Raw genomic sequence first — 24065 nt, 5'->3', positions numbered from 1 at the left:
GCAAGGGCTGGTTTCTCGCTCAAGCGGCCTTGCTGTGCGTGCGTCCGTGCGAACCGAAATAGGCGTCGAATGCCGCGGCAACGGCGCGGACCATGAACCGTGCGTCTTGAGACACGACAATCCGATCTCCGCAAATCGCCGCGACGCCATCGGCGACAAGCTCACTGAGCCGATCGTTTCGGTCGATGAGGAATTCGATGTCAAAACCCGACTCTTTGCTCAATCCTGCGAGATCGACTTCGAAATCACACATAAGCCGTTCGATTATTTTGGCCCGGAGCTTATCCTCCTCGGTGAGAAGATATCCCTTGGCTGTCGGCAGGATGCCGGAAGCAACCCGCTCCTGATATAGCCCCAATGGCACATGGTTCTGGACATAGCCGATCGGCAGCCGCCCGATCGCCGAAGCACCGAGGCCGATCAGCGTATCGCAGTCATCCGTCGTGTAACCTTGGAAATTCCTTCTCATCGTGCCGTTGCGCGCAGCGATCGCGAGTTGATCGTCCGGCAGCGCAAAATGATCGAGCCCGATGCGCGCATATCCGGCCTTCGCAAGCTCTTCCGCGATGGCTTCGGCCTGCTCGTTTCGCTGTTTTGCATCCGGAAGCGACGCTTCATCTATGAGGCGCTGGTGCTTCTTGAAGGTCGGTATGTGCGCATAACCGAAAACGGCGAAACGCTCCGGACGCAGCTGCGCGGCCAGTCTGACGGTGTCGATGCAGGATTGCACGGTCTGTTTCGGAAGGCCGTAGATCAAATCGAAGTTGATACTGGAGATGCCCACGGAGCGTAGCCCGCTGACCGCAATCTCCGTCTGTTCGAAGGATTGTGTTCGGTTGATCGCGGCTTGCACGATCGGGTCGAAGCTCTGAACGCCGAGGCTTGCGCGATCGACATCGCTTTCACCGAGCGCCTCGATCATTGGAGCAGCCAATGTGCGTGGATCGATTTCTACCGCGATGCTCGTATCTGCCTCAAACCGGAAGGCGCTCCGCAGCTTGGCCATGATTGCGGCAAACTCCTGCGGCTTCATGATCGTGGGGGTGCCGCCACCGAAATGAACGTTCTTAACGGGGACGTCGTTTCCGGCCGCGAAGGATACAAGCTCGATCTCCTGGCTCATGACATCCAGGTATTCGCGAACCGGACCATCCTGCCGGGTGATGCTCGTGTGACAACCGCAGTACCAGCACATCGAGCGGCAGAACGGGACGTGGAGATAGACGGAGACGGGTCCGGCTTTTGCGATGTTGGCGAGTCCCCTCGCATATTCATCCGGCCCCACCGTGGCTGAAAAGGCTGGCGCCGTTGGATAGCTCGTGTAGCGCGGGAACCGCGCGTCGCCATACTTGGCGACCAGACAGTCGGACATTGTCGCATCCTTTGACAAAACAGAATGGTTTATGACGTCGAAGCGCGCGATCTTCCTTGTTCTAGGTCAATGTTGGCGTCCACCGGGGAAATCGTCGTCCATCTCAGCTCGGCGTCAAAGTCGGCCCGCTGATCCATCCGCTCGCGGGCAACGCGTTCCGACACACGCCGTCATGCCCCCAAGTTCCATGAGTTGCCGCACGGCAAATGATGTGGAGTTGACCGAGGTCAAAGTGTCTTTGTGCTGATCTCGTACCTTGAGAGGGAGCAGCACTGGCCGGCAGCAGTTCATGCAACGCAGGCTCCTGCTCAACGGAGATGCCGGCTCAAAGGAGATGAAAGTGCCGCACGATGTCGTCACAGCAAGCCTGAATGCGCGAGATAAGTCTGGGCGCATCGATGTGCGTTTCGGCGCAGACATGAAAACCGTCATTGTCTCCAGGCGCGCGCTGCTCTCCGTAGCCTCGCCACCTCGCGCAACCGAAGTCCGTTTCCTTCAATATGTCGACGCGTTCTGCGAAATCGCGGCGAGCGGCCTCGGTTCAAAGGAGGCCGGCGGTGACGTGGTCATGATCACTGCAAATGATGTCCGCAGATGGCGTCGCGCGTGGCAATCGTCCGAAATGGCGGGGATACGAACCGCACATCGCTCGATGCCGCCGGACGCAGCGTCGTCAAAGCGCGTCGCATAAATTTGCGCCGCGCCGCTCGGCATTCCGGAAGTTTCATTCCGGCACTTTCGTCATTTCAGGATCATTGGCGTTGCCTTCCAGCGTAGGCGAGCAAGCCGCGTTCGTCGCCATCATATTCGTCATCGTCGCCGGAGAGTTGCACCAGCATTCCATATTTCACGATGCGAACGCAATGACGGCCGGCCGATACCAGGATCCCCTTGTTCGCCAGCTTCGTCATCATTCGCGATACGGTTTCGATCGTCAGGCCGAGATAGTCGGCAATGTCGAGCCGGGTCATCGGCAGCTCGACAATGGCATTGGACCGGCTATGGCCCGGGTCACGATGAAGCTGCTTCAGCAGGAAGCTGCAGACCCGCTCCTCGGCGTTCTTGCAGGACAGCAGCACCATCTGGTTCTGGGCGGCGGCCATCTCGTCGCGAAGGCGGGCAAAGACCTCTGGCCGCAGCGCCGGCGAGTTGCCGACTTCGGCCTCGAAAGCCTTGCGCGAGAGGCGGCGGACCCTGGTGTCGGTGATGGCTTCGGCGCTGTAGAGATAGTGGTTCTTCAAAGACACGCCGACGATGTCGCCAGCTTGCAGAAAGCCGGTGATGACCCGGCGGCCATCGGAGATGATCCTGAAGATGCGCAGGTTTCCTTCCACCACTTCGAAGAGGTGTTTGGCGGCGTCGCCCTCGAAGAACAGCGATTCCCCGGCTGCCAGACGTTCGACCGGCTGCTTGTTGAAAAGCGCCTGCAGGCAGCTCTGTTCGGAGCCGAGAAGCACCGCATTGGCGATTTCCAGCGCGTGATGAAAATTGGTTGTCTGCAGCATGACCGTTCCCTCTGTGCTGTCGATGAGGACAACTAACCCGACGCTGGTGACACGCTGATGCCACGCGTGTTAAAGACGGTGCCATTGGGTAACAGTCTGTAACAAGCAGCGGCTTGACGGATGGGCGATGGCAACACTTCAGCATGACGCGCATCTTCTCGTCGTTGACGACGATCCGCGCATTCGTCAGATGCTGACGCGCTATTTCGAGGGCGAGGGTTACACCGTCTCTTCCGCTTCTGACGGCATCGAGATGCGGGTACGCCTGCGTCAGCAGAGTTTCGATGCCATCCTGCTTGACCTTGTCCTTCCCGGCGGCACGGACGGGCTTGATCTTGCCCGCGAAATTCGCGCCCAATCCGATGTTCCGATCATGATGCTGACGGGCCGCGACGACGTCGTCGACCGGATCGTCGGTCTGGAAGTCGGCGCCGACGATTACATCGCCAAACCCTTCCATCTCAGAGAAGTCCACGCACGGTTGAAGTCGATCCTGCGCCGCCGGCAATCTTCGGCACGCAATGCCGAGCCGGTCAGCGAGGAGATCATCGGTTTCGAGGATTGGAAGCTCAATCTCAGCCGCCGGCAGCTTCTCGATCCCGACGGCGCGGAGATCGAGTTGACGACCGGCGAATTCGACATGCTGGCAACCTTCGTGCGGCATGCCGGCCGGGTGCTAACCCGTGACGTGCTGATGGATCTGACCCGGGGCCGAAACCTCGAAGCCTTCGACCGGACGATCGATGCCCAGATCGTCCGGCTGCGCCGCAAGATCGAAACAGATCCGAAGAGACCGCAATTCATCAAGGCCGTACGCGGCGTCGGTTACGTCTTTACTGCCAGGCTGGATTGACGAGTTCAGGACATGGTGACGCTTGCGGCGGCCACTTCCGTCGTCGTCCGCCGATGGTTTCGTGAAGCAGTTGCATCGTCAGATGTTTTTGCGCACGGGATAGGATGACTCCGGCCCGCACTCCTCGACATATCGCAAGAGACGAGATCAGGCCGGCGTGCGTAATGTGCCATGAACGTCGTCAAGAACCGCTTTGCGATGAATCAATGCGCCGCCGGGCGCCGCCTTCATCATCCCCGCCGAACAAACATCGCGAAGGGATGAGATCATGACGAACAAACTGATGAAGGCCGCAGTGGTGCGCGAATTCGGCAAACCGCTCGCAATCGAATGCGTGCCGGTGCCTGTGCCCGGGCCGGGCGAAATTCTGGTGAAGGTCGTCGCATGCGGCGTCTGCCATACCGATCTGCACGCAGCCGAAGGTGACTGGCCTGTCAAGCCGACGCCGCCCTTCGTTCCAGGCCATGAGGCAGCGGGCATCGTGACCGCCCTCGGTCCCGGTGTCACTGATTTCAAGGAAGGCGATGCGGTCGGCGTCGCCTGGTTGCACGATGCCTGCCTTCGCTGCGAATATTGCGAAACCGGCTGGGAAACGCTCTGCGAACACCAACACAATACCGGCTACAGCTGCAACGGCGGCTTTGCCGAATATGTCATCGCCTCCGCCGCCTTCGCCGCCCGCCTTCCCAAAAATGTCGACTTCGCCGAGATTGCGCCGATCCTCTGCGCCGGCGTCACGACGTATAAGGGCTTGAAGGAAACCGAGGCGCGCCCAGGTGAGTGGGTGGCGATATCGGGGATCGGCGGGCTGGGCCACGTCGCGATCCAATATGCCAAGGCGATGGGCCTCAAGGTGGTTGCGCTCGACGTCGCCGCCGCCAAGCTCGACCTTGCCCGCCAGGTAGGCGCCGATCTCGCACTCGATGCGCTTTCCGAAGACACGATCGAAAAAGTGCTGAAGGTGACGAGCGGCGGAGCGCATGGCGTGCTTGTCACCGCCGTCTCGCCGCCCGCCTTCTCGCAGGCCCTCAGTATGGTACGCCGCAAAGGCACCATTAGTCTTGTCGGCCTGCCGCCGGGCAATTTCCCGACACCGATCTTCGACGTGGTGCTGAAGCGCATCACCGTGCGTGGTTCGATCGTCGGGACACGCCGCGACCTCGATGAAGCGCTCGCCTTCGCCGCAGAAGGTCGCGTCCGAGCCGAGATCGCCACCGCGCCGCTCGATGACATCAACGACATCTTTGACGGGCTGAAGGCGGGAACGATCGAGGGGCGCATGGTGCTCGACATCGCCGGACAGGCGAGCGCAGTCGCAACTCCGGGGCAGTCCGCGGCATAGCCGGCCGCTGCGCAGCGTTCCCGCCGGCCGAAGCGGCGGGGACACAGGCGGCGCGTCGCCCAATACCCTGTTCATCTGCCCGCACCGTTTTCCTTGCCTTTTTGATTTTGACGCTGATCAAAGCATTTCGCTTTCATCGCAGTTACCTTCGTTCCACTGGTTTCGTCGGCAAATGCCGACGCGTTCGAAAGCTTCAGAGCGCCACCAGCATGATCCCAAACCTGTCTTTGTCAGGAGTTGAAAATGCTCGTTCAAGCCATCATGACCTCACCGCCGATCACCGTAACGGCATCCTGTTCCGTTGCCGACGCCGCGAAGTTAATGCTCGACAACAGGATCAGCGGCCTGCCGGTCGTTGATGCGAACGGAGCGCTCGTCGGCATCGTCAGCGAAGGCGATTTCCTGCGCCGCAGTGAACTGAACACGGAGCGCAAGCGTTCCTGGCTGCTCGAATGGCTGACCAGCCCCGGCAAGATCGCCGACGAATATGTCCGCGCGCACGGGCGACGGGTCGAGGAAGTGATGACCGCCCCGGTCAGCGCGATCGCGCCAACCGCCTCGATTTCCGACGCCGTCAGGCTGATGGAGCGCCAGGATATCAAGCGTCTGCCCGTCGTCGCCAATGGCAGGCTCGTCGGCATCGTTGCCCGCTCCGACCTGCTGCGCGCACTCTCGCAGGCCCTGCCGGCCGCCGCCGTTTCCGCAAACGATGCGCAGATCCAGGCGGCGATCGACGCCGAGCTTGGCCGGCAGAGCTGGAGCCGCAATGGCTTCATCCATTGCCGGGTGACGAACGGCGTTGCCGAGTTGAACGGCACCATCTTCGACGAACGCGAACGTCTCGCCGCGAAAGTCGCGGTCGAGAATGTTCCGGGCGTGACGTCGATCAAGGACCAACTCGTCTGGATCGATCCCTATTACGGCGTCGCAATCCCGCCGCCGGAGAGCGAAGCCAGACAGGCCTGAATTCGAGGGAAGATCATGGAACACCCGGCTCCCAACGTTCGCATGGCGCAGCTGCTGGCCACCTCGATGCTTGCAACGTCGGCACCGTTCGTACTTCTCGTTCCCGACATGGAAAAACTCGTCGTCGCATCGGAAGGGTGAGGGGTCAGGACGTCAAATGCCGAAAAACCTGTTCGGTTTCGTGCTCCTCATGGGTCGCCATCATCAGATCGCGATCGCCGCCCTTTCGATCCTCCTCTTCCTCGCCGGTACGGCGCCGCTTGAGGTGCAAAGGCGCATCATCAACGCGGCCACTGGGGGCGCTTCCTACCAGGCCATCCTGATTCTTGTTTTCGCTTACCTCGGCCTCGCCCTGCTGGAAGGTCTGACAAAGCTGGCGCTGAACCTCTATCGCGGATGGATCGGCGAGGTCGCGATCCGCTGGCTTCGCATGGGCGTGCTCGCCGCATCCGAGTGCTCTCGCGAATCTCCCGTCGATGCGCTCGCCGAAGGTGTCCAGCTTTCGATCGTCCTGGCCGAGGCGGAACCCGTCGGCGGCTTCGTCGGCACCAGCGTTTCGGAGCCCCTCCTGCAGGCCGGCATCCTGATTGCGGTTGGCGGTTACATGATCTACCTGCAGCCGCTGATGGCGCTTGCCGTCGCCGTCGTCTTCTTGCCGCAGATCGGCTTCGTGCCGCTGATGCAAATGGCGATCAACCGCCGGGTCGAGACCAAGATCACGGTGATGCGACACGTCAGCGAGGGCATGGTTCGGCACGTCGTCACCAGCGATGCTCTCGATGCCCAGAGCGGCCGGGTGCAGCGGCTCTTCTCGACCAATATGAGCATCTACCGGATCAAGTTCACCATGAATTTTCTGATGAATCTGATGACGCAGGTCGGCTATGTCGGCATCTTCGCGCTCGGGGGCTATTATGTCGTCACCGGCAAGACCGAGATAGGAACCGTCGTCGCCTTCATCTCCGGTCTGTCCAAGATCACTGATCCCTGGGGAGAACTGGTTGACTGGTATCGCGATCTCAAAGTCACTCAGGTCAAATACGCCCTGATCCGCGATGCGAGCGATGCCGCCACCACTTTGCGGGGCGAAGGCGTCTCCAGGGACGAAGTGCCGGCGCTGACGCGCTAAAGGCTTGAATCGCGGACAAGGTTGCCTGTTCGGGTGTCCTCCGCCTTCCCGATCTCGTTTCTACGAGTGTCACGGAATTTCTGAGGATGCCTTACGGCCACCTACGACAACATCCGTCCCGTTCGGCGCAGGTTATCGTGCCATCCCAAGGCTTCTTCGATCAGATGCGGCGTATGCCCGCCGCGCAGCAGCGCCCGCCGATGATAATCCGCGAGTAGCTCGCGGTAGCTTGGGTGCACACAATTGGCAATAATGACTTTGGCGCGTTCCCGCGGCGCCAGTCCGCGAAGATCGGCAAGACCGATTTCGGTAACGAGGATGTCGACATCATGCTCGGTATGATCGACATGGCTGACCATCGGCACGACGCGTGAGATCGCCCCGTCCTTGGCAAGCGATTTTGTCACGAAGATCGACATATAGGCGTTACGGGCGAAATCGCCGGAGCCGCCTATACCGTTCATCATGTGTGTGCCGCCGATATGGGTCGAGTTGACGTTGCCGTAGATGTCCAATTCCAATGCCGTGTTGATCGCGATGATACCGAGCCGGCGGATGACTTCGGGATGGTTGCTGATCTCCTGCGGCCGCAGCACCAGCCGCTGCTTGTAATGCCCGATCTCGGAAAGCACGCTGCGATGCCTTTGCGCCGAGAGCGTCATGGAAGATCCGGAAGCAAAGGCGAGCTTGCCGGCATCGATCAGATCGAAGGTCGAATCCTGCAGCACCTCGGAATAGAGGGTGAGATCGTGGAAGGGCGTCGCGGTGAAGCCATAAAGCACCGCATTGGCGATCGTTCCGATGCCTGCCTGCAGCGGCTGCAGCCTTTCCGTCAACCGGCCACGCCGCACCTCGTGCGACAGGAATTCTGTCAGATGGCCAGCGATCGCGTTGGTCTGCGCATCCGGCGGCGCCACCGTAGAGGCACTGTCGCTGCTTTGCGTGACGACGATTGCCGCAATCTTTTCCGCAGGGATAGGAATGAACGGTACGCCGATGCGGCAGTCGGGCGCCACGATCGGGATTGCCTCGCGGCTCGGCCGCTTGGTCGGAATGTAGACGTCGTGGAGTCCCTCGAGAGCTTCCGGCTGAGAGAGGTTGATCTCGACGATCACTTTCGGGGCGAGAATCGCGAAACTCGCCGAATTTCCGACGGAGGTGGTCGGCACGATGCCGCCATCTTCTGTAATCGCGGTTGCTTCGACGACGGCGACGTCGACTGGCGGGACTTGTCCGCTGCGCAGGGACTCGACGGTCTCGGAAAGATGCTGGTCGATGAACATCACCTCGCCGGCATTGATCGCCTCGCGCATGACCGGGTCCGATTGGAAAGGCAGGCGCCGCGCGACGGCATGCGCCTCGACGAGGGTTCGATCGAGATTGTGGCCAAGCGAGGCGCCAGTCATCAGCGTAATCCTCAGCGGATCGCGCCTTGCCCTTTCCGCCAGCGCCAGCGGCACGGCCTTGGCCTCGCCGGCCTGCGTAAAGCCGCTCATGCCGACGGTCATCCCATTGGTAATCAGGAGCGCCGCTTCCTCGGCGCCGACAATACGATCCCAGAGCTTCGCGCTGCGGAGACGGTTTCTGAACATAGCGAGCGATCCTCAATGCGACATTGGAACGGGGAGGTTGATGTCCCTGACGGCGTCTCGGCCGTCATGTCATTCTGGCGGCGTAGCGGCCTTGCACATTGACACGGCTCAAAAACCTGACGGGGATCGTGCGGGGGACATGGCGATACCTTCGCCGGCGTCACAAAACTCTTGGAATTCGCTTTATTGACCCGGATCAACGACGTCCCGGCTATTGCGGCCTATCGCTGTTCATGTCGATGAAACCAAGTGGAGAGAAGGCTATGAACAACATTGCGTTGAGACAGGCCATTCTGGACGAACTCGAATTCGAGCCAAGTGTCGATGCGGCCAATATTGGCGTGGCCGTTGATAATGGCATCGTTTCCCTCACCGGACATGTCCGCACGTATTCGGAGAAGGAGGCGGTCGAGCACGTGGTCAAACGCGTGAAGGGGGTTCGCGGCATCGCCCAGGAAATCGAGGTTCGTATCTTTGGCGCTCGCATCACCGACGACGACGATATCGCGCAGCGGGCGGTAAAGATGATCGACTGGAATGTCTGCATCCCGAAGGAAGCGGTGCAGGTGCGGGTCCTCAAGGGTTGGGTAACCTTAACCGGCGCGGTCGAGTGGCAATATCAGAAGGACGCTGCGTCAGATGCCGTCAAAGACCTGGCCGGCATTGTCGGCCTCTCGAATCTGGTCGAGGTTAGACCCAAGGCCAGCGCGGCCAACGTCAGGAAACGCATCGAGGATGCTTTCGAGCGCGATGCGGAGTTGCAGGCCGAGGCAATCCGAGTCGATGTTTCCGGCGGCAAAGTGACGCTGAAAGGCAAGGTCAGGACCTGGGCAGAACGACGCGCTGCCGAGCGAGCCGCTTGGTCGGCGCCCGGGATCACCACACTCGATGATCAGCTCTCGGTCGGTTGATCGACGTCTGACATCGATGGCGGCCCCCTGGCCGCCATCGGAGCGCTGAAACAGGTTATATTTGTCATGGACACGATACCCACCCGGACGGGAGAAGCACTGCTTGCGGCGGCGGGCAGCCCTCCGCCCTATCATTCCGACCGTGATTTCCGGCTTGAGCGAAGCACGGATGATGAATGGCGAATCGTCATTCTGTCGGCCCGCGCCCGAGCGTGGGTCCACGAACAGTTCTGTGGTCCGCTATGCCAATGTCTGGGTGACAGCATCGCCCTCGACATGCTGAGCGCCGATCGTTTTCTCAAGCAAGCGCACGATCAGGGCCTTCGAACGGAGTTCGTTGGGCGAAGCGGCAAAGATCTGTACTGATCAATGAAGAAGATCACTGTCTGATGCGGAAGAAAAGCTGTCGCTGTCGTCTGAACCGTTGACGGCAAAGCCGAAACCGGCGCCCGCGAAGGTTCTCAACACTTGCTCGCGAGAGAGCGTTTTCGCAAATTTCCTTGCCCAGAGGCACCGTCCTGCGCACCGGCGCCGTGCGATGTTGGCTCGTCCCGATCCACCTGCCTCAAAGCCTCGTGTTGCACCTATGCATGGGCGATTTTGCTCTGCCGTCTCACGGAGATTGCCCGGGCATCGCGGCGAAACACACATTGACGGCGATCAATGCCGCGTTGCCCGTTATCGGCTTTGATCGGTCCGTTGCCGAACGCGAAGTTCGGTTATTGCGGCGATCGTCTGCCGACCCCGCCGCGAAACGGTCCCACACGTTACGACAGAGGAGCAAGAACATGGCCAACACAGCCACCAAACTGCCGATCAAGACCGATGAGAAGAACAAGACTCCGCAGAGGGGCCTTTCCACCTTCGAGAGCCTGCGCTCGGAGATCGATCGGCTCTTCGACGATTTCACGCCGAGCTTCTGGCATCGCCCCTTTTCGAGACTGTCCTTCGACAAGGCGCTCTCGACGATCGTCTCTCCGGCCGTCGATCTCGTCGAGAGAGACAATGGTTATGAAATCACGGCTGAACTGCCGGGTATCGACGCCAGCAATGTCGACGTGAAAGTCACAAACGGCATTCTCGCCATCACGGCCGAAAAGCAGGAGACCAAAGAGGAGAAGGACAAGGAGTATCATCTTTCCGAACGCCGTTACGGCGCCTTCCACCGCGCATTCCAGCTTCCGCCGAGCGTCGACAGCGCCAAGATCGATGCGTCTTTTGCCAACGGTGTGCTGACGGTAAAGCTGCCGAAAAGCAACGACGCCCTGAAGAGCGAACGCAAGATCCCGATCAAGGCGGGCTGACTCTTCCGATGCGGGCGCGCCGTAACGGCGCGCCCTCTCTTGGGACGATTTCCTTGATGAAGATCAAGGCGAGGCTGCCGGACATCCCGTCCTATGAGGGCATGAACCACGCCGCTCAAATCCGCTGCGATGAGACAGGGCTTTCGCAAGCCGAAGCCGAAGCGCTGCTGCGTCGCTTCGGCCGCAACGAGTTGCCGAAATCAATTGCTCCCGGCTTCCTGCTCGTCTTCGCGCACCAGTTCCTGAGCCCGCTGATCTACATCCTGATCTGCGCCGCGGCGGTTTCCGCCATTGTCAGCGACCTAAAGGACGCGGCCTTCATTGCGGTAGTCCTCATTCTCAACGGCGCGATTGGCGCTTTCCAGGAATACTCGGCCGGCAAGGCTGCCGCTGCCCTGCGTAATCTCGAACAGCCCAGCACGCTGGTGATCCGCGATGGAATGCAGCAGACCATTGCCGCAACCGACCTTGTTCCGGGAGATCTTCTCGTGCTGGAATCCGGTAGGCGCGCGCCGGCCGATCTCACGCTCTTCGCCTGCGACGACCTTCAATGCGACGAATCCCTGCTGACGGGAGAATCCGTGCCGGTGCGCAAGTTCGCAAACGGCAGCGGCTCCTCCCAGGTCTTCGCCGGAACCATGATCGTCAGAGGGCGCGGTCGCGGCCGCGTTTCGGCGACAGGGTCGGCCACCGAACTCGGCAGGATTGCAACCAGTATCGGCGAAAGATCACGTTCGCAGCCACCGTTGCTGATCCGGCTTGAGTATTTCTCGCGCAACATTGCCTACTCGGTCGCCGTTGCCACGGCCTTGCTTCTTGCTGCCGGCCTGGCGCGGGGCCTTTCACTTCACGATCTTTTCCTGATGAGCGTCGGTCTTGCCGTCAGCGCGATTCCCGAAGGTTTGCCCGTCGCCATCACCGTTGCGCTGGCGATCAGTATGCGCCGCATGTCGAAGGCCAATGTCATTGTCCGCAACATGACGGCCGTTGAAGCGCTCGGCTCGTGCACGATGATTGCCACCGACAAAACCGGCACCCTGACCATGAACGAGTTGACGGTGACGGAAATGATCCTGCCGGAAGGAACCCGCCTCTTCTTCGACGCCGGCCATGACCTCGATCGCTGCGAGTTGCACGCACCCGGCGTCACCCGCGAAGTTGCTGCCGAAAGAGCCTTTTCGCTGCTGAAGGCTGCCGCCCTGCCGAATGAGGCGACCCTTCAGCAGCAAGCTGATGGCTGGAGCGGCACCGGCGACACCGTCGACATCGCACTGCTGGCGGCGGCCCGAAAGGCCGGCATCGATCACAGGCATCTGCGCGCCGATTTTCCCGCCCTCAGCGCCATTCCCTATGAGCCGGACCTGCGTTATGCCGCCTCCTTCCACGACGCGGAAGACAGCGTCCATGTCTTCGTCAAGGGCTCGCCCGAGACGGTGCTCGCCATGGCCGATCGAATGGACACAGGCAAGGGTTTCGTCGCTCTCGACAAGGCAGCGCTGATCAAACAGAAGGAAGAACTTGCCGGCCGCGGTCTGCGCGTGCTCGCCTTCGCCTATGGCGAGATGGCAGCGGCTTCCGACGACATCTATGGCCGCCATCATCTCGTCAACCTCGTCTTTCTGGGCTTCGTCGGTATGAAGGATCCGATCCGGCCCGAAGTACCCGATGCCATTCGTCGCTGCCGCACCGCGGGCATCGCGGTCGCCATGATAACCGGCGACGATCCCCGCACGGCGACCGCCATCGCCGCCGAAGCCGGCCTGGATTTCGACGACGACCAGATCGCAACCGGCGCCGAAATCGCCAAAGCGGAGCAGGAGGGGGCGGCGATCCTCGATGCTTTGACCGCCCGCACGCGGCTCTATGCGCGCGCGCAGCCGGCACAGAAGCTTTCGATCCTGCTGTCGCTGGCGCGGCAGGGCCATTTCGTCGCCATGACCGGCGACGGCGTCAACGATGCGCCGGCGCTGAAACACGCCCATGTCGGCGTTGCCATGGGTCACAAAGGCACGGATGTCGCCAAGGACAGCGCCGACATCATCATCACCGACGACAATTTCTCCTCCGTCGTCGCCGGTATCGGCGAGGGCCGGGTCGCCTATGCCAATATTCGCAAGGTGATCTTCATGCTCATCTCGACCGGCGCGGCTGAAGTGCTGCTCTTCATGCTGGCAATTCCGCTCGGCCTGCCGATGCCGCTGCTGCCGGTGCAATTGCTGTGGTTGAACCTGGTCACCAACGGCATCCAAGATGTCACGCTCGGTGCCGAAAAGGCCGAAGGCGACGAATTCTGCCGTCCGCCACGCAAGCCCTCGGAACCGATCCTCGACCGGCTGATGTTGCGCCGTGTGCTGCTTTCCACCCTCGTCATGGGTCTTGGTGGTTTTGCCATCTTTTACTGGCTGCTGCAGAACGGCTATTCGGAAGGGGCGGCTCGCAACATGCTGCTCCTGCTCTTCGTCCTCTTCGAGAACGTCCAGACCTGCAACAGCCGCTCGGAATATCAGTCTCTCTTCAGGCAAGGTTTTGGCGGTAACCTGCTGCTGCTTGCCGCTGTGCTCGTCGCCCAGGCGGTCCACATGCTCGCTATGCACCTCCCCTTCCTCAGCGACATACTCTCCCTGCAACCGGTATCTCCTAGCGAATGGGCAACGCTTCTGGCGCTCGCCTGTGCTCTGCTTGCGGTCTCCGAGGTGGACAAATGGTGCCGCAGGCAGCACCGCGACAACTGACGACAAGACGCGGCGGCCCGCCATAGCGATAAATGGCGTGCGTCCGTGAAATCCCATCATGCAGTGGCCAGCGATGACCCATCGGCTCAGGGCTTCAAGACAGCCGCCCCGCTCAATCGGCCGGCACGCAGGTCGTCAAGCGCCGTATTGGCTTCGGCAAGCGGATAGACGGTCGTGTGGGTCCTGACGCCTGCCTGTCGGGCAATGGGGAAGAATTCCTCCGCATCTTCACGCGTCAGATTTGCGACCGAAACAACGCTTCGCTCCCCCCAGATCAGCGCATAAGGCATGGCCGGAAGCTCACTCATGTGGATACCTCCGCAGACGACCCTTCCGCCCTTCCGCACCGCCTTCAGTGCAGCCGGTACGAGTTCGCCGACAGGTGCGAAGATGATTGCGGCGTCGAGCATGACAGGCGGAGCCTCATCCGAACCCCCTGCCCAGGCAGCGCCAAGGCCGAGCGCAAAACCTTGCGCTGCAGCGTCGCCGCTGCGTGAGAAAGCGTAGACCTGACGACCCTGCCAGCGGCATATTTGCGCGATGATATGGGCGGCTGCGCCAAAGCCGTAAAGCCCGATCCGGGCGCCGTCTCCAGCCTTCTTCAGCGAGCGCCAGCCGATCAGTCCCGCGCATAGCAGCGGCGCAAGAGCGACCGGATCGGCCTCGCTGTCGAGCGCAAATGCGTAAGCTGCATCGGCAACGACATGGGTGGTAAAACCTCCGTCGCGCGTATAGCCGGTAAATTGCGGCTGGTCGCAGAGATTTTCCTCTCCGCTGCGGCAGAACGAGCAGCGGCCACATGTGTGGCCGAGCCAGGGTACGCCGACCCTTTGCCCTATGCGTGACGCCGCGACACCTTCTCCGACCGCCTCGACGACGCCGACGATCTCATGGCCGGGAACGAGGGGAAGCTTCGGGTTCGGAAGATCGCCGTCACAGACGTGAAGATCCGTCCTGCAGACGGCGCAGGCTTCGACCTTCAACATCAACTGGCCTTTGCCCGGCGCGGGATCGGCGCGCTCCACCAGACGTAAAGGGGTCCCGATCGCCTCCAAAATCATCGCCTGCATCAGCGTCTCCTCATTTCGCAAACCGTTACGGTCTTGAAAACGCGACGATCGGCATGGACGAGCGTCAAGCCTACGTCCTGCCCATTCTCGTTCGCCGTTTTCGTCATGTGACGGTGGGGTAGATTGATCCTTCTCAATGCAACGGCAGCCCGATGTCACATGGTATATAATTGAAATGAAATATTGGGCGCGGAGGCCACTTATGAATGACCCTGTGAACGAGGCATGGATGCCGAGCATTTCCCCGGAGACCGTCCGCTATCTCATCCTCAAGGCTAAGGAGTTCGACGTCAAGGATGTCATCACCGAGCCGGATCCGGGCTCGAACCCGAGCGACGACAACATGATCGGAGTGCTGGAAGATCATGACGACGATCCCGTCGAGACCGAACTCAGGAGTGCAATCTGGGCTCTCAACGAAGACGAACAGATCGATCTGGTCGCCTTGGCGTGGCTCGGTCGAGGCGATGGGAATGTCAATGATTGGGATGAGCTTCGCAGCCGAGCAGCGGATGCGCACAATAGACGCACAGCGGCCTATCTTCTCGGCACGCCTCTCCTGCCGGATTATCTCGAGGAGGCGCTCGACCAGTTCGGTGAGACGTCCACAGACGATGCGCTGGGCCGGCTCTGACATTGCCGGCGCATGATTCGAAATGAACGGCAACGACATAGACGGCACAGGTACCTTCCGCGATGGATGGACCGGCACGTCTGGACCATCAGATGATGACATCATTGGTAACGACAGAAGCATTCCAGCGCCTCAGCCTCGCGCTTGCGATCGGCATCCTGGTCGGTATCGAGCGCGGCTGGCAGGATCGTGAGGCCGCGCCAGGCAAAAGGGTGGCGGGAATCCGCACCTATGGCCTGTCAAGTTTCCTGGGCGGCTTCTGCGGTTTCCTGCAGCCCGTCACGGGGCCAATTCTGCCGACGGCTATCTTTGTTTCCTTTTGCGTCACAATCCTCGTTTTCAGCCGCATGCAGGCAACACATGACGAAGACTACAGTGCAACCGGCACGATTGCCGCAATAACGGTCTTCGCACTGGGTTTCGGCGCGGTCGTTGCAGATATGACGGCAACGGCAGCAAGCGCGGTTGCAATAACGGCCCTTCTCGCCGCGCGGGAACCCTTGCATGGATTTCTTCGGCGCCTGACCTGGCTCGAGCTGAGGGCCGCCCTGATCCTGCTGACGATGACGGTCGTCATCCTCCCGATCCTGCCCAATGAGCCGGTCGATCCCTGGCAGGCGATCAATGTCTTCGAGCTTTGGATGATGACGATCCTGGTGGGAGCCGTTTCCTTTGTTGGTTATATCCTGATCAAGATTGGCGGCGCCCGTGCCGGAATCCTGTTGACCGGCGCCAGCGGCGGTATCGTCTCGTCGACAGCCCTGACGCTTTCCTTTGCCCGCCAGTCGATACAGATGCCCGCCCTCTCACCGCTCCTTTCAGCCGGAGCGATGCTGGCGGGAGCCGTTTCTCTCGCCCGGGTGCTTTTGATTTGCGGCCTCATTGCACCGGCTGTACTCAAGGAGCTGGCTCCATCGCTCGCTCCCGCTGCCATGATCTTCGCCATCGGAGGCGGCCTTGCCGCATCGTTGCGGCGCCCGGACGAGAGCACTGATTTTTTGCCGCGAAACCCGCTTGAGGTCATGGTCGTGCTGCGTTTCGCGCTTGTTCTCGCCGTCGTGACCGTCCTGACACGCTTGACCCTGATCGCCTTCGGAACCCAGTCATTGGTCGCCCTTGCGTTCATCACGGGACTGGGCGATCTCGATGCGATAACACTTGCCGTGGCGAAACTGTCATCCATCCAGGTGCCTGCAGATGCAGCCGCTCGCGCCATAGCGGTCGCGGCGTTCGCCAATATGCTTGCGAAGGCCGTTCTTGCGGCAAGTGTTGGGAGCATCGCCTATGCAATTCGTTTCGCGATCGCAGGCTGTGTCGCGACTTTTGCCGGGATTGCCGGCTTGGTTCTGGCATGAGTGCTTCTTCGCGTATCAATTACCGCCCCCCAATAACCTTCGCGGTTATTCACCGCATTTGGCCTCTTTCGCTCGCGGCTATCGCAATCACAGGCCTCATCGTCGGCGGTCTGTTGCGGTGGTGGCATGGCGATCTGCTTTTCTGGTCCACCACCGCTCTGGTCAGCGCGACGATCACTGTCATCGTCGCGCTTTCTGTTGATGTCGCACTCAGTTTGAGACGGGGCGACGTCGGCCTGGATCTCATCGCTGCCCTGTCCATGAGTGCTGCGCTCTGGTTTGGCGAATATTTTGCCGGCGCCATCGTTGCTGTCATGTATGCAGGTGGGCAGTTTCTGGAAAGCTTTGCTCAAAGGCGCGCAGAGAGCGGTATGAGCGAACTTCTGTCTCGCGCCCCCCGTAGCGCTGTTCGTGTCACCGCATCCGGCCTGTCCGAGGTTCCCATCGCGGCACTTGTCCCGGGAGACAAGCTGCTCGTCCGAAAGGGCGACGTGGTCCCTGCCGATGGCAAGGTTGTAGCCGGTCACGCGCTCTTGAACGAGGCGGCTCTCACCGGCGAGCCGTTGCCGGCGCGGCGGGAAAGCGGTGAATTGATCATGAGCGGGTCTTCCAATCTCGGCGATGCTTTTGAAATGATCGCCTCCGGCTCAGCAAGCGAAAGTACATATGCCGGAATAATCCGCATGGTGAGCCAGGCCCGAAGCTCGAAAGCGCCAATATCGAGATTGGCCGACCGCTTCTCCCTCGCCTTCCTGGCGATGACCCTGGTGATCGCCGGCCTGGCCGCGTGGTTGTCGGGCGATCCCACACGGATTGTTGCGGTTCTGGTCGTCGCGACACCTTGCCCGCTGATTCTCGCCGTTCCCGTCGCACTCGTGGCGGGAATGTCGAAAGCTGCCCGTGCAGGCGTCCTGGTCAAAGGAGCTCATGTCCTCGAGGTCCTCGCGACCATCTCGGTCGTCGTCTTCGACAAGACAGGCACGCTGACGACTGGAGAGCCTGCTGTTGTCAGAATCGAGACCGATCGGGATGCCGAGGAGATTTTGCGTCTCGCTGCATCCGTGGATCAAGCCTCTGGCCACGTGATTGGTCAAACGATTGTCGAAGAAGCGAAGCGACGTGGCCTGAGGCTTGCCAAACCCGCCCAACTCGCAGAAGTGCCAGGAGAAGGCATCGAGGGATATGTGGGCGGACACAAGGTAGCCGTTGGCGGATGGGATTTCATTGCCGGCAAGACAAGGCCCGCCACTCGCCCTGGCCCGAAGGACAACAGCACGGTCACAGCCTATGTCGCGATCGATGACGCTCTCGCCGGTACGATCGTCATGGCCGACCCGGTTCGCAAGGATGCTGTCCCGGCGATCGCGGATCTTCGACGTTTGGGCGTCAAGCGGCTTAGCCTTGCGACCGGTGACAGGGCCGAAGTCGCGGACGCCGTCGGCCTTGCTCTTCGTCTTGATCAGATCAGTGCCGAGCTTGAGCCGGCCGAGAAAGTTCAGAGGGTGACGGCGGAAAGATCCTACGGGCGCGTCATGATGATCGGTGATGGCGTCAACGATGCACCTGCACTTGCTGCTGCCGACGTCGGTGTTGCCGTTGGCCGGCGCAATCTTGCCGCCGCCGCTGAAGCGGCGGATGTCGTGTTGCTGCGGGATGACCTGGGGCAGATTGGAACTCTGCTGCAAACCGCGCGGCGGTCCCGTGCGATCGCTCTTCAGAGTGTCGCTTGCGGTGTCGGTCTATCGGTGATCGCGATGGTTTGTGCGAGCCTGGGATACCTCACGCCTGTCCAGGGCGCCCTTCTCCAGGAGGTGATCGATGTTGCCGTGATCGGCAACGCACTTCGTGCTCTCTAGTTAGTGGCAAAAGAGAGCGGGCATTTCAAGGCGCGTCAACAGTGACCGTGTGACCCCACCCAGAACGAATTCGCGCAGCCGCGAATGACCGAACGCGCCGGCGACCAGCAAATCAGCTTTGCGTTCCAGCGCCGCAGCTTGGATGACGCCGGCTGACGGTTCTCCGTTCGCCTGGACGGCCGTGACATCGACGGCAAGGCCGGCCTTTCGAAGTGCAGCCGCAAGGTGGTCTCGCCTGCGCTCGTCAATCTGCTTGTCGTCCGTCACGGAAATCAGGACGACACGCGAAGCCTGTTCCAGCAGGAATCTGGCACCTGTCAGTGCCCGCGCGACGGTGGCTCCCCCATCCCAGGCGACGGCGACAGCATCGATCCGCCCGCAGAAATTGTCCGTGGGAAAAAGCAGGAGCGGTCTACCGCTTTCAAACAGCACGCTCTCGATCAGCGGCCTCATTATTTCGGATGCTTCCAGAATCGAAAGATCATATGCGCGCGACAGCTCGGCAAGAGCTTGGGCGACAAACGGTTGCCTCGCGTCGAATGGCTGGATCTCAACCTCGATCTCGGCTTGCTTCGCATAGTCACGCAGCGTCTGCTCGAGAACGGCGCCATTGTCTCTGCTGACGTGCTCGGCATCCGCACGCATTTTTTCCACGTCAAGAAATGACGGAAGTCGCGGTTGCACGGGTTCAATTCTGACCAACGGTATACTTGCCGTTAAATCAGCCTTTTGGTGAAGGGAAACAGCGACAGCATTCTGAAGGAGCGAAAAGGAGCTTGCGTCGGGATAGGTGACGAGGGGTAAATGAAATTGCGCTTTCATGGGTGATGTCCTCCCGATGATTGGAGCTAGCATCGCCTGTTCGTGCGGCCCGCGCTTTGACGAAAATCAAGGTGATAAATCGCAGAAGCGCGAGCATGATTTGAATGTCCTCACGAAGGAGGGAGCCAGCGATGACTTTCAAATCCATCCTTACGCATTTCGATATCGATGCCCAGCCCGATCATCGCTTCACCTTTGCGATAAACCTCGCTGAGCGTTGCAATGCCGAACTCGCCTGCATATCCGCGGCCCAGCCGCTATTCGTGATCGAGCCAAGCATCGGACCGACATCCGGAACCAAAATCATGCGTGAAGAGATGGAGGCGGTCGAGACGCGACAACGCGACCTGCACGAGCGGATCATGCGACATGCGCCGTTCAGGAACCACGTCTCCTGGCAGACAAAGGCTGCCGACCCGGCAACCTTTGTCGTTGAAAATGCACGAGCGGCCGACCTTATTATCCTCTTTGATGTCGAGAAGGGTCAGGCACGCGATTACCGACGCACGGTTAACATACCGGACGTTTTGCTGTCGGCGGGCAGACCGGTGCTGCTACCTTCGGCCTCCCGGGCTCCTCTGGAAGCTCAGACGATTGTGATTGCCTGGAAGGACACGAAGGAATCGCGGCGGGCAATTGTCGACGCGATGCCTCTGTTGATCTTGGCGCAAGACGTGGTCGTCCTTTCGATCGAGGAGAGCCACCCGATCGATGAGCAAGCGCTGAATGATGTTGTTCGGTTTCTCTCCCGCCATTCGGTTCCAGCCCGGAGCATCATCGAGCCGCGACAGACAGGCGATGCAGGGATGACGATCATCGAAGCTGCAGATAGGTTGGCGGCAGATCTGATTGTCGCAGGCGCATATAGCCACAATCGATTTCGCGAACGTGTCTTCGGAGGGATCACCCGCACGCTGCTCCATAACAACGCCATCAACCGGCTTTTGTCGAATTAACCGGTACTCCAAGGCGGGGAGAGTCTCGCCTCTGTGGGAGTTTCAGTCATTGCGCTCCATCAACGACAGGGTGTGATCAGGTGGTAATATATGAACTTGTCGCGGCAAGGAGAGTTACCGATGAGCTACATCCTGAAAGACTTGACGCAAGCAGAATGCTTCGCCGTTCTTGAGCATTCCCGGTTTGGCCACCTGGCCTGTTGCAAGGATGACAAGCCCTACTTGGTGCCGATCTACTTCGCTTATGCAAAGGGTGTGATCTACAGTTTTTCCATGCCCGGCCGGAAGGTCGACTGGATGCGCGCGAACGAAAACGTCTGTTTGCAAATCGACCAGCATGGAACGGGCAAGGGCTGGACGAGCGTCGTCGTCGATGGGCGCTTCGAAGAGTTTCCGGATACAGACCTTTGGCGCAATGAAAGGCTGCAAGCCTGGTCGTTGCTGCAAAAACACTTCGATTGGTGGGAAATCGGTGCCTTGAAGCCGCAGCCGCAGGCAACGGCCTCGGAGTCCGAGCACATATTTTACGGCATATTTGTCCGTGAGGTTACCGGTCGAACGGCGCTTTCCGTTGATTGAAAGCCGGGCCATTGATTGAAAGCCGGGCCGTTGATTGAAAACCGGGGGAGGACGCCCGGGATGAACCCGGGCGTCTTGCTCAATGGGCGAGGAACAGGGGAATTTTTGTTTCCTCCAGCATCGATCGCGTTACACCGCCAAAAAGACGCTGCTGAAGCCGGGGATGATTATATGCGCCCATGACGATCATGTCGGCAGCGACATCGGCGGCATGCTGCCGCAGCACCTCATCGACGCGGCGGCCGCCGCTTGCGACGCAATCCACATCAACTTTCACCCCGTGGCGTGCCAGAAAGGTGGCAACGTCAGCGCCTGGTTCTTCACCATTCGCCGATGATGATGCCAGCGGATCGACGAGCGTGATATGCACCGATTCAGCAGCCTGCAGGAACTCGATCGACTGACGTGCCGCGCGCGAAGCCTCGTCGCTGGAGTCCCAGGCCAGCAGGATCGCTTTTGGAGCAAGCCCGACATTGGACTTTCTCGGGTTGATCAGCATCGGTGTCGGCGACCGGAACAGGGCACCATCGATAACCCTGCGCCGCAGTTCCTGGTCACGGGCGGCCTGAGGGCCGACCAGGACGAGATCGGCATAGAGTGCCCGCTCTGCAATATCTTCGTCCGCCCAGGCGAATTCGGTGTAGATCTCCTGCACCTCGAAAGAGACCTCGCTCCTTGCGAGGACTGCTTTGATCTCGGAACTCTTATCGGCCAGGCGATCGATTTCGCGCTGACGTTCTTCGACCCAGACCGTCGAGACAACCTCGTAGGAACCGATAGGGGGCGCTGCGCCCATCGAAATCGCCATTGCGGTGAGATGGGCGCCGTGGGTTTCGCAAAAGTCGATGGCGCCCTTCAAGTCTTCGTCGAAGTGATTGACGCCGAGGACGCTCAAAACAGTTTTGATGGTCATGACCAGTTGCCTCTCTTGTTGGAATTGACCAACCCTAATCTCCCTTGCTCCCCCATTCATTGATCTGCCGCAAAGCGGTCGGTGTTCCCGCCGGCTAGGATGTGTAAACAATTGGGGGCAGGCCATGTCAGATCCAGTTTTATATTTTCACGGTGCAGCCGGATCGGTGACCGGCTCCTGCTTTCTTTTGGACCATCGTGGTGTTCGGATCGTGATCGATTGCGGCATGTTCCAAGGATCGAAAACGGAGAAGGAGCTGAACTATCGTCCTTTCCCTTTCGAGCCGGCCGCCGTTGACGCTGTCATTTTGACCCACGCACATATCGATCATTCGGGCCTAGTCCCCAAGCTGGTGAAGGCAGGGTTTGCCGGACATATTTACTGTACCGCTGCCACCTTGGACCTGTGCGGGATCATGCTCCAGGACTCCGGCCATATCCAGGAATCGGAGGTCGAGCAGCTCAATCGCCGCAATCGCTGGAGATCACGCGACGCCATAGAACCAATTTACAACGCGGATGACGCACGAGTCGCGATGACGCAATTTCAAGCCGTCGCTCATAAGGAATGGCACGAGCTCTCTGGCCACCTCCGCTTCCGGTTCTGGGACGCCGGCCATCTTCTCGGCTCCGCATCGGTCGAAATCGAGCTTTCGGGAACGGATGAACCGACCCGAATGCTGTTTTCGGGCGATATCGGGCCTCAGCATAAATTGCTGGAGGCTGCACCCGAAGCGCCCCAGGGGTTCGACTATGTCATCTGCGAAAGCACCTATGGCGATCGCGAGCGGGACGAAGTTTCGGATGAAGCACGGCGCGGGCTGCTCCTTGAAATTGTGCTGAAGGCCCATCATCCAAGCGGCGCTTTGCTGATCCCGTCCTTTGCGGTCGAACGAACCCAGGAGCTTCTGGCTGATCTCAACATCCTGATGGACGAAGGCAGTCTGCCGCGCTGTCCGATCGTGATCGACTCGCCGCTCGCGTCGCGCGCCACTGCGATATTCAAGCGTTACGCGCGCGCCATGGCGAACGGAAATTTGCTGGTCAAAGCATTGAATTCGAAGAACGTGCGCTTCACGGAAACCGCCGAGCAATCGAAGGCGCTCGACCTTATCCGTGGCTTCCACATTATCATCGCGGCAAGCGGAATGTGCGAGGCGGGCCGGATTCGCCATCGGCTCAAGAACTGGCTTTGGCGCGATGAGGGCAGTGTTCTCATCGTCGGTTTTCAGGCGGAGGGAACGCTCGGACGTCTACTCCAAGACGGAGCGCGCACGGTCAGGATCCAAGGCGATGAAATCGTCGTGCGTGCAACCATTCACTCTCTGGAGGCGTATAGTGGTCATGCCGATGCGACCGAATTGATGCAGTGGGTGGCAGCGCGCAAACCGGTTCGAACAGGATTGTTCCTGGTTCATGGCGAAGATGCAGCGCGCGACCAGTTGAAATCCCGTTTGGCATTGGAGCAGCCGGATATCACGATCCTTATCCCCTCGCTCGATGCTTGTTACCGCCTGACGCGGCAAGGCGCGGAACTCTTGGGCCCTGCTTCCCCGCGCCCGCGTCTTGCACCACAAGAGGTTGGCCATCCTGATTGGCACAATGAGTACCAGTCGATCGTTATCGACTTGGAAGAGCGCTTGCGCCGTCGACCTGATCGGAAGGGACGAGCGGTGATCCTGCGTCGGGTGAAAAGAGCGCTCGATGATGAAATGGGAGAACAATGATGTTGGTTACAGATCGTGACTGCCAGAGCGGAGGAGCGCGATTTGCCGTGCCGACGCTCGGCGAAATCGAAGGAAAACTTCTGGTTTCGGAAGTGGTCGCTACCAGCTGCCTGCGGCACCTTTTCGCTCACACGAACGATGCCGTTGTGCCTGCCATCAAACGCCGGATCAGACGATCGCTCGAAACCCGCTGCCAGGCGGAAAAGCTCTGCCACGATGATACGGAAGCGGCCGTGGAATATGCTTTTCAACTGGTGGAGGCGGCGGCCGAAGCGGCCGGCAGGAAGCGGACGGTTTCATCGAAACCTGGCGGCTGCGAGACGATTCGTCGGCTGAGGGAGATGCATGGTCCTTCCGGTCGTTAGGTTGGAAGGGAGAATAACCGGCGTGCATATGTTCCATGCCTTCGACTGTTCTGGCGATACGAGTTCGGAGCCGTTTGCTCCGA

General features: G+C 60.1%; 23 protein-coding genes. 17 read left to right on the top strand and 6 right to left on the bottom strand.

Going from position 1 to position 24065, the window contains the following annotated elements; genetic code table 11:
- Positions 1-19: 19 nt before the first annotated feature.
- Positions 20-1372 (bottom strand): oxygen-independent coproporphyrinogen III oxidase, encoded by a 1353-nt coding sequence (hemN, locus tag FHT75_RS15295; protein WP_183844867.1) that lies wholly within the window; start codon positions 1370-1372, stop codon positions 20-22.
- A gap of 289 nt (positions 1373-1661) precedes the next feature.
- On the opposite strand from hemN, the gene FHT75_RS15290 reads away from it, so the two are divergent.
- Entirely contained in the window at positions 1662-2063 is a 402-nt protein-coding gene (locus tag FHT75_RS15290) for a hypothetical protein (protein WP_244604851.1), read from the top strand.
- A 61-nt stretch (positions 2064-2124) separates the two neighbouring features.
- On the opposite strand, the gene FHT75_RS15285 is transcribed toward FHT75_RS15290, so the two are convergent.
- The gene (locus tag FHT75_RS15285) at positions 2125-2877 is read right to left on the bottom strand and encodes a Crp/Fnr family transcriptional regulator (protein WP_028757963.1); all 753 of its coding nucleotides are present in this window, start codon (positions 2875-2877) and stop codon (positions 2125-2127) included.
- A 127-nt stretch (positions 2878-3004) separates the two neighbouring features.
- On the opposite strand from FHT75_RS15285, the gene FHT75_RS15280 reads away from it, so the two are divergent.
- The 5 genes from FHT75_RS15280 (at position 3005) to FHT75_RS15265 (ending at position 7167) form a co-directional block, all read left to right on the top strand.
- Entirely contained in the window at positions 3005-3730 is a 726-nt protein-coding gene (locus tag FHT75_RS15280; RefSeq protein WP_028757964.1) for a response regulator, read from the top strand.
- Between the two features lie 268 nt (positions 3731-3998).
- A complete protein-coding gene (gene adhP / locus FHT75_RS15275; protein ID WP_168333946.1) occupies positions 3999-5072 on the top strand; it encodes an alcohol dehydrogenase AdhP in 1074 nt (357 codons plus the stop codon).
- Between the two features lie 243 nt (positions 5073-5315).
- Positions 5316-6038 (top strand): CBS domain-containing protein, encoded by a 723-nt coding sequence (locus FHT75_RS15270; protein WP_168333945.1) that lies wholly within the window; start codon positions 5316-5318, stop codon positions 6036-6038.
- A 15-nt stretch (positions 6039-6053) separates the two neighbouring features.
- Positions 6054-6179: a hypothetical protein gene (locus FHT75_RS36265; protein WP_280949747.1), complete on the top strand. Its 126-nt coding sequence runs from the start codon at positions 6054-6056 to the stop codon at positions 6177-6179.
- Between the two features lie 16 nt (positions 6180-6195).
- Complete coding sequence (locus tag FHT75_RS15265; protein WP_097595812.1) at positions 6196-7167, top strand: ABC transporter ATP-binding protein; 972 nt, start codon at positions 6196-6198, stop codon at positions 7165-7167.
- 101 nt (positions 7168-7268) lie between these two features.
- On the opposite strand, the gene FHT75_RS15260 is transcribed toward FHT75_RS15265, so the two are convergent.
- Entirely contained in the window at positions 7269-8759 is a 1491-nt protein-coding gene (locus FHT75_RS15260) for an acetyl-CoA hydrolase/transferase family protein (protein WP_168333944.1), read from the bottom strand.
- A gap of 263 nt (positions 8760-9022) precedes the next feature.
- Here FHT75_RS15260 and FHT75_RS15255 point away from each other — a divergent pair, with 263 nt between their 5' ends.
- The 4 genes from FHT75_RS15255 to FHT75_RS15240 all read left to right on the top strand — a co-directional run bounded on the left by FHT75_RS15255 (position 9023) and on the right by FHT75_RS15240 (position 13706).
- The gene (locus FHT75_RS15255) at positions 9023-9670 is read left to right on the top strand and encodes a BON domain-containing protein (RefSeq protein ID WP_063473405.1); all 648 of its coding nucleotides are present in this window, start codon (positions 9023-9025) and stop codon (positions 9668-9670) included.
- A 66-nt stretch (positions 9671-9736) separates the two neighbouring features.
- Positions 9737-10036 carry a hypothetical protein gene (locus FHT75_RS15250; protein WP_063473404.1) on the top strand — a complete coding sequence of 100 codons (300 nt, stop codon included), beginning with the start codon at positions 9737-9739 and terminating at the stop codon, positions 10034-10036.
- Between the two features lie 422 nt (positions 10037-10458).
- On the top strand, positions 10459-10974 hold the full coding sequence (locus tag FHT75_RS15245) for an Hsp20/alpha crystallin family protein (RefSeq protein WP_047617325.1): 516 nt from the start codon (positions 10459-10461) through the stop codon (positions 10972-10974).
- Between the two features lie 56 nt (positions 10975-11030).
- A complete protein-coding gene (locus FHT75_RS15240; RefSeq protein WP_183844868.1) occupies positions 11031-13706 on the top strand; it encodes a cation-translocating P-type ATPase in 2676 nt (891 codons plus the stop codon).
- 86 nt (positions 13707-13792) lie between these two features.
- On the opposite strand, the gene FHT75_RS15235 is transcribed toward FHT75_RS15240, so the two are convergent.
- A complete protein-coding gene (locus tag FHT75_RS15235) occupies positions 13793-14776 on the bottom strand; it encodes a zinc-dependent alcohol dehydrogenase family protein (protein ID WP_168333943.1) in 984 nt (327 codons plus the stop codon).
- A gap of 202 nt (positions 14777-14978) precedes the next feature.
- On the opposite strand from FHT75_RS15235, the gene FHT75_RS15230 reads away from it, so the two are divergent.
- From FHT75_RS15230 to FHT75_RS15220, 3 genes are all read left to right on the top strand, one after another.
- Positions 14979-15410, top strand: coding sequence for a DUF3775 domain-containing protein (locus FHT75_RS15230; RefSeq protein WP_168333942.1), 432 nt, complete (start codon positions 14979-14981; stop codon positions 15408-15410).
- A 92-nt stretch (positions 15411-15502) separates the two neighbouring features.
- Positions 15503-16765 (top strand): MgtC/SapB family protein, encoded by a 1263-nt coding sequence (locus FHT75_RS15225; RefSeq protein WP_168333941.1) that lies wholly within the window; start codon positions 15503-15505, stop codon positions 16763-16765.
- Complete coding sequence (locus FHT75_RS15220) at positions 16762-18621, top strand: heavy metal translocating P-type ATPase (protein ID WP_168333940.1); 1860 nt, start codon at positions 16762-16764, stop codon at positions 18619-18621. The genes FHT75_RS15225 and FHT75_RS15220 overlap by 4 nt, the downstream gene beginning before the upstream one ends.
- Here the strand turns inward: FHT75_RS15220 and FHT75_RS15215 are convergent, their stop codons facing one another.
- Entirely contained in the window at positions 18622-19443 is an 822-nt protein-coding gene (locus FHT75_RS15215) for a universal stress protein (RefSeq protein ID WP_168333939.1), read from the bottom strand.
- 131 nt (positions 19444-19574) lie between these two features.
- Between FHT75_RS15215 and FHT75_RS15210 the strand changes: the two genes are divergently transcribed.
- Both FHT75_RS15210 and FHT75_RS15205 read left to right on the top strand, forming a co-directional pair.
- Entirely contained in the window at positions 19575-20399 is an 825-nt protein-coding gene (locus FHT75_RS15210) for a universal stress protein (protein WP_168333938.1), read from the top strand.
- 120 nt (positions 20400-20519) lie between these two features.
- Positions 20520-20978, top strand: coding sequence for a pyridoxamine 5'-phosphate oxidase family protein (locus FHT75_RS15205; protein WP_097544488.1), 459 nt, complete (start codon positions 20520-20522; stop codon positions 20976-20978).
- A 79-nt stretch (positions 20979-21057) separates the two neighbouring features.
- Here FHT75_RS15205 and FHT75_RS15200 read toward each other — a convergent pair whose 3' ends face one another.
- Positions 21058-21891 carry a universal stress protein gene (locus FHT75_RS15200; protein WP_097544487.1) on the bottom strand — a complete coding sequence of 278 codons (834 nt, stop codon included), beginning with the start codon at positions 21889-21891 and terminating at the stop codon, positions 21058-21060.
- A gap of 124 nt (positions 21892-22015) precedes the next feature.
- Here FHT75_RS15200 and FHT75_RS15195 point away from each other — a divergent pair, with 124 nt between their 5' ends.
- Together FHT75_RS15195 and FHT75_RS15190 are read left to right on the top strand one after the other, a co-directional pair.
- Entirely contained in the window at positions 22016-23617 is a 1602-nt protein-coding gene (locus FHT75_RS15195; RefSeq protein WP_183844869.1) for an MBL fold metallo-hydrolase, read from the top strand.
- Positions 23617-23982, top strand: coding sequence for a hypothetical protein (locus FHT75_RS15190; RefSeq protein ID WP_168333936.1), 366 nt, complete (start codon positions 23617-23619; stop codon positions 23980-23982). The genes FHT75_RS15195 and FHT75_RS15190 overlap by 1 nt, the downstream gene beginning before the upstream one ends.
- Positions 23983-24065: the final 83 nt, after the last annotated feature.

This window comes from Rhizobium sp. BK112 (assembly GCF_014193215.1).
Taxonomy (GTDB): Bacteria; Pseudomonadota; Alphaproteobacteria; order Rhizobiales; family Rhizobiaceae; genus Rhizobium; species Rhizobium anhuiense.
Note: the sequence above shows the minus strand (reverse complement) of the source record. Positions and strands in the feature narration are given on the sequence as shown.

What these genes read in the sequence shown, in the direction of transcription:
- FHT75_RS15200 (WP_097544487.1), bottom strand. Translation starts at nt 21,891, where the DNA reads ATGACCATCAAAACTGTTTTGAGCGTCCTCGGCGTCAATCACTTCGAC.
- FHT75_RS15260 (WP_168333944.1), bottom strand. Translation starts at nt 8,759, where the DNA reads ATGTTCAGAAACCGTCTCCGCAGCGCGAAGCTCTGGGATCGTATTGTC.
- FHT75_RS15220 (WP_168333940.1), top strand. Translation starts at nt 16,762, where the DNA reads ATGAGTGCTTCTTCGCGTATCAATTACCGCCCCCCAATAACCTTCGCG.
- FHT75_RS15190 (WP_168333936.1), top strand. Translation starts at nt 23,617, where the DNA reads ATGTTGGTTACAGATCGTGACTGCCAGAGCGGAGGAGCGCGATTTGCC.
- FHT75_RS15230 (WP_168333942.1), top strand. Translation starts at nt 14,979, where the DNA reads ATGAATGACCCTGTGAACGAGGCATGGATGCCGAGCATTTCCCCGGAG.
- FHT75_RS15285 (WP_028757963.1), bottom strand. Translation starts at nt 2,877, where the DNA reads ATGCTGCAGACAACCAATTTTCATCACGCGCTGGAAATCGCCAATGCG.
- adhP (WP_168333946.1), top strand. Translation starts at nt 3,999, where the DNA reads ATGACGAACAAACTGATGAAGGCCGCAGTGGTGCGCGAATTCGGCAAA.
- FHT75_RS15270 (WP_168333945.1), top strand. Translation starts at nt 5,316, where the DNA reads ATGCTCGTTCAAGCCATCATGACCTCACCGCCGATCACCGTAACGGCA.
- FHT75_RS15210 (WP_168333938.1), top strand. Translation starts at nt 19,575, where the DNA reads ATGACTTTCAAATCCATCCTTACGCATTTCGATATCGATGCCCAGCCC.
- FHT75_RS15240 (WP_183844868.1), top strand. Translation starts at nt 11,031, where the DNA reads ATGAAGATCAAGGCGAGGCTGCCGGACATCCCGTCCTATGAGGGCATG.
- FHT75_RS15250 (WP_063473404.1), top strand. Translation starts at nt 9,737, where the DNA reads ATGGACACGATACCCACCCGGACGGGAGAAGCACTGCTTGCGGCGGCG.
- hemN (WP_183844867.1), bottom strand. Translation starts at nt 1,372, where the DNA reads ATGTCCGACTGTCTGGTCGCCAAGTATGGCGACGCGCGGTTCCCGCGC.
- FHT75_RS15195 (WP_183844869.1), top strand. Translation starts at nt 22,016, where the DNA reads ATGTCAGATCCAGTTTTATATTTTCACGGTGCAGCCGGATCGGTGACC.
- FHT75_RS15265 (WP_097595812.1), top strand. Translation starts at nt 6,196, where the DNA reads ATGCCGAAAAACCTGTTCGGTTTCGTGCTCCTCATGGGTCGCCATCAT.
- FHT75_RS15235 (WP_168333943.1), bottom strand. Translation starts at nt 14,776, where the DNA reads ATGCAGGCGATGATTTTGGAGGCGATCGGGACCCCTTTACGTCTGGTG.
- FHT75_RS36265 (WP_280949747.1), top strand. Translation starts at nt 6,054, where the DNA reads ATGGAACACCCGGCTCCCAACGTTCGCATGGCGCAGCTGCTGGCCACC.
- FHT75_RS15225 (WP_168333941.1), top strand. Translation starts at nt 15,503, where the DNA reads ATGATGACATCATTGGTAACGACAGAAGCATTCCAGCGCCTCAGCCTC.
- FHT75_RS15290 (WP_244604851.1), top strand. Translation starts at nt 1,662, where the DNA reads ATGCAACGCAGGCTCCTGCTCAACGGAGATGCCGGCTCAAAGGAGATG.
- FHT75_RS15205 (WP_097544488.1), top strand. Translation starts at nt 20,520, where the DNA reads ATGAGCTACATCCTGAAAGACTTGACGCAAGCAGAATGCTTCGCCGTT.
- FHT75_RS15245 (WP_047617325.1), top strand. Translation starts at nt 10,459, where the DNA reads ATGGCCAACACAGCCACCAAACTGCCGATCAAGACCGATGAGAAGAAC.
- FHT75_RS15215 (WP_168333939.1), bottom strand. Translation starts at nt 19,443, where the DNA reads ATGAAAGCGCAATTTCATTTACCCCTCGTCACCTATCCCGACGCAAGC.
- FHT75_RS15280 (WP_028757964.1), top strand. Translation starts at nt 3,005, where the DNA reads ATGGCAACACTTCAGCATGACGCGCATCTTCTCGTCGTTGACGACGAT.
- FHT75_RS15255 (WP_063473405.1), top strand. Translation starts at nt 9,023, where the DNA reads ATGAACAACATTGCGTTGAGACAGGCCATTCTGGACGAACTCGAATTC.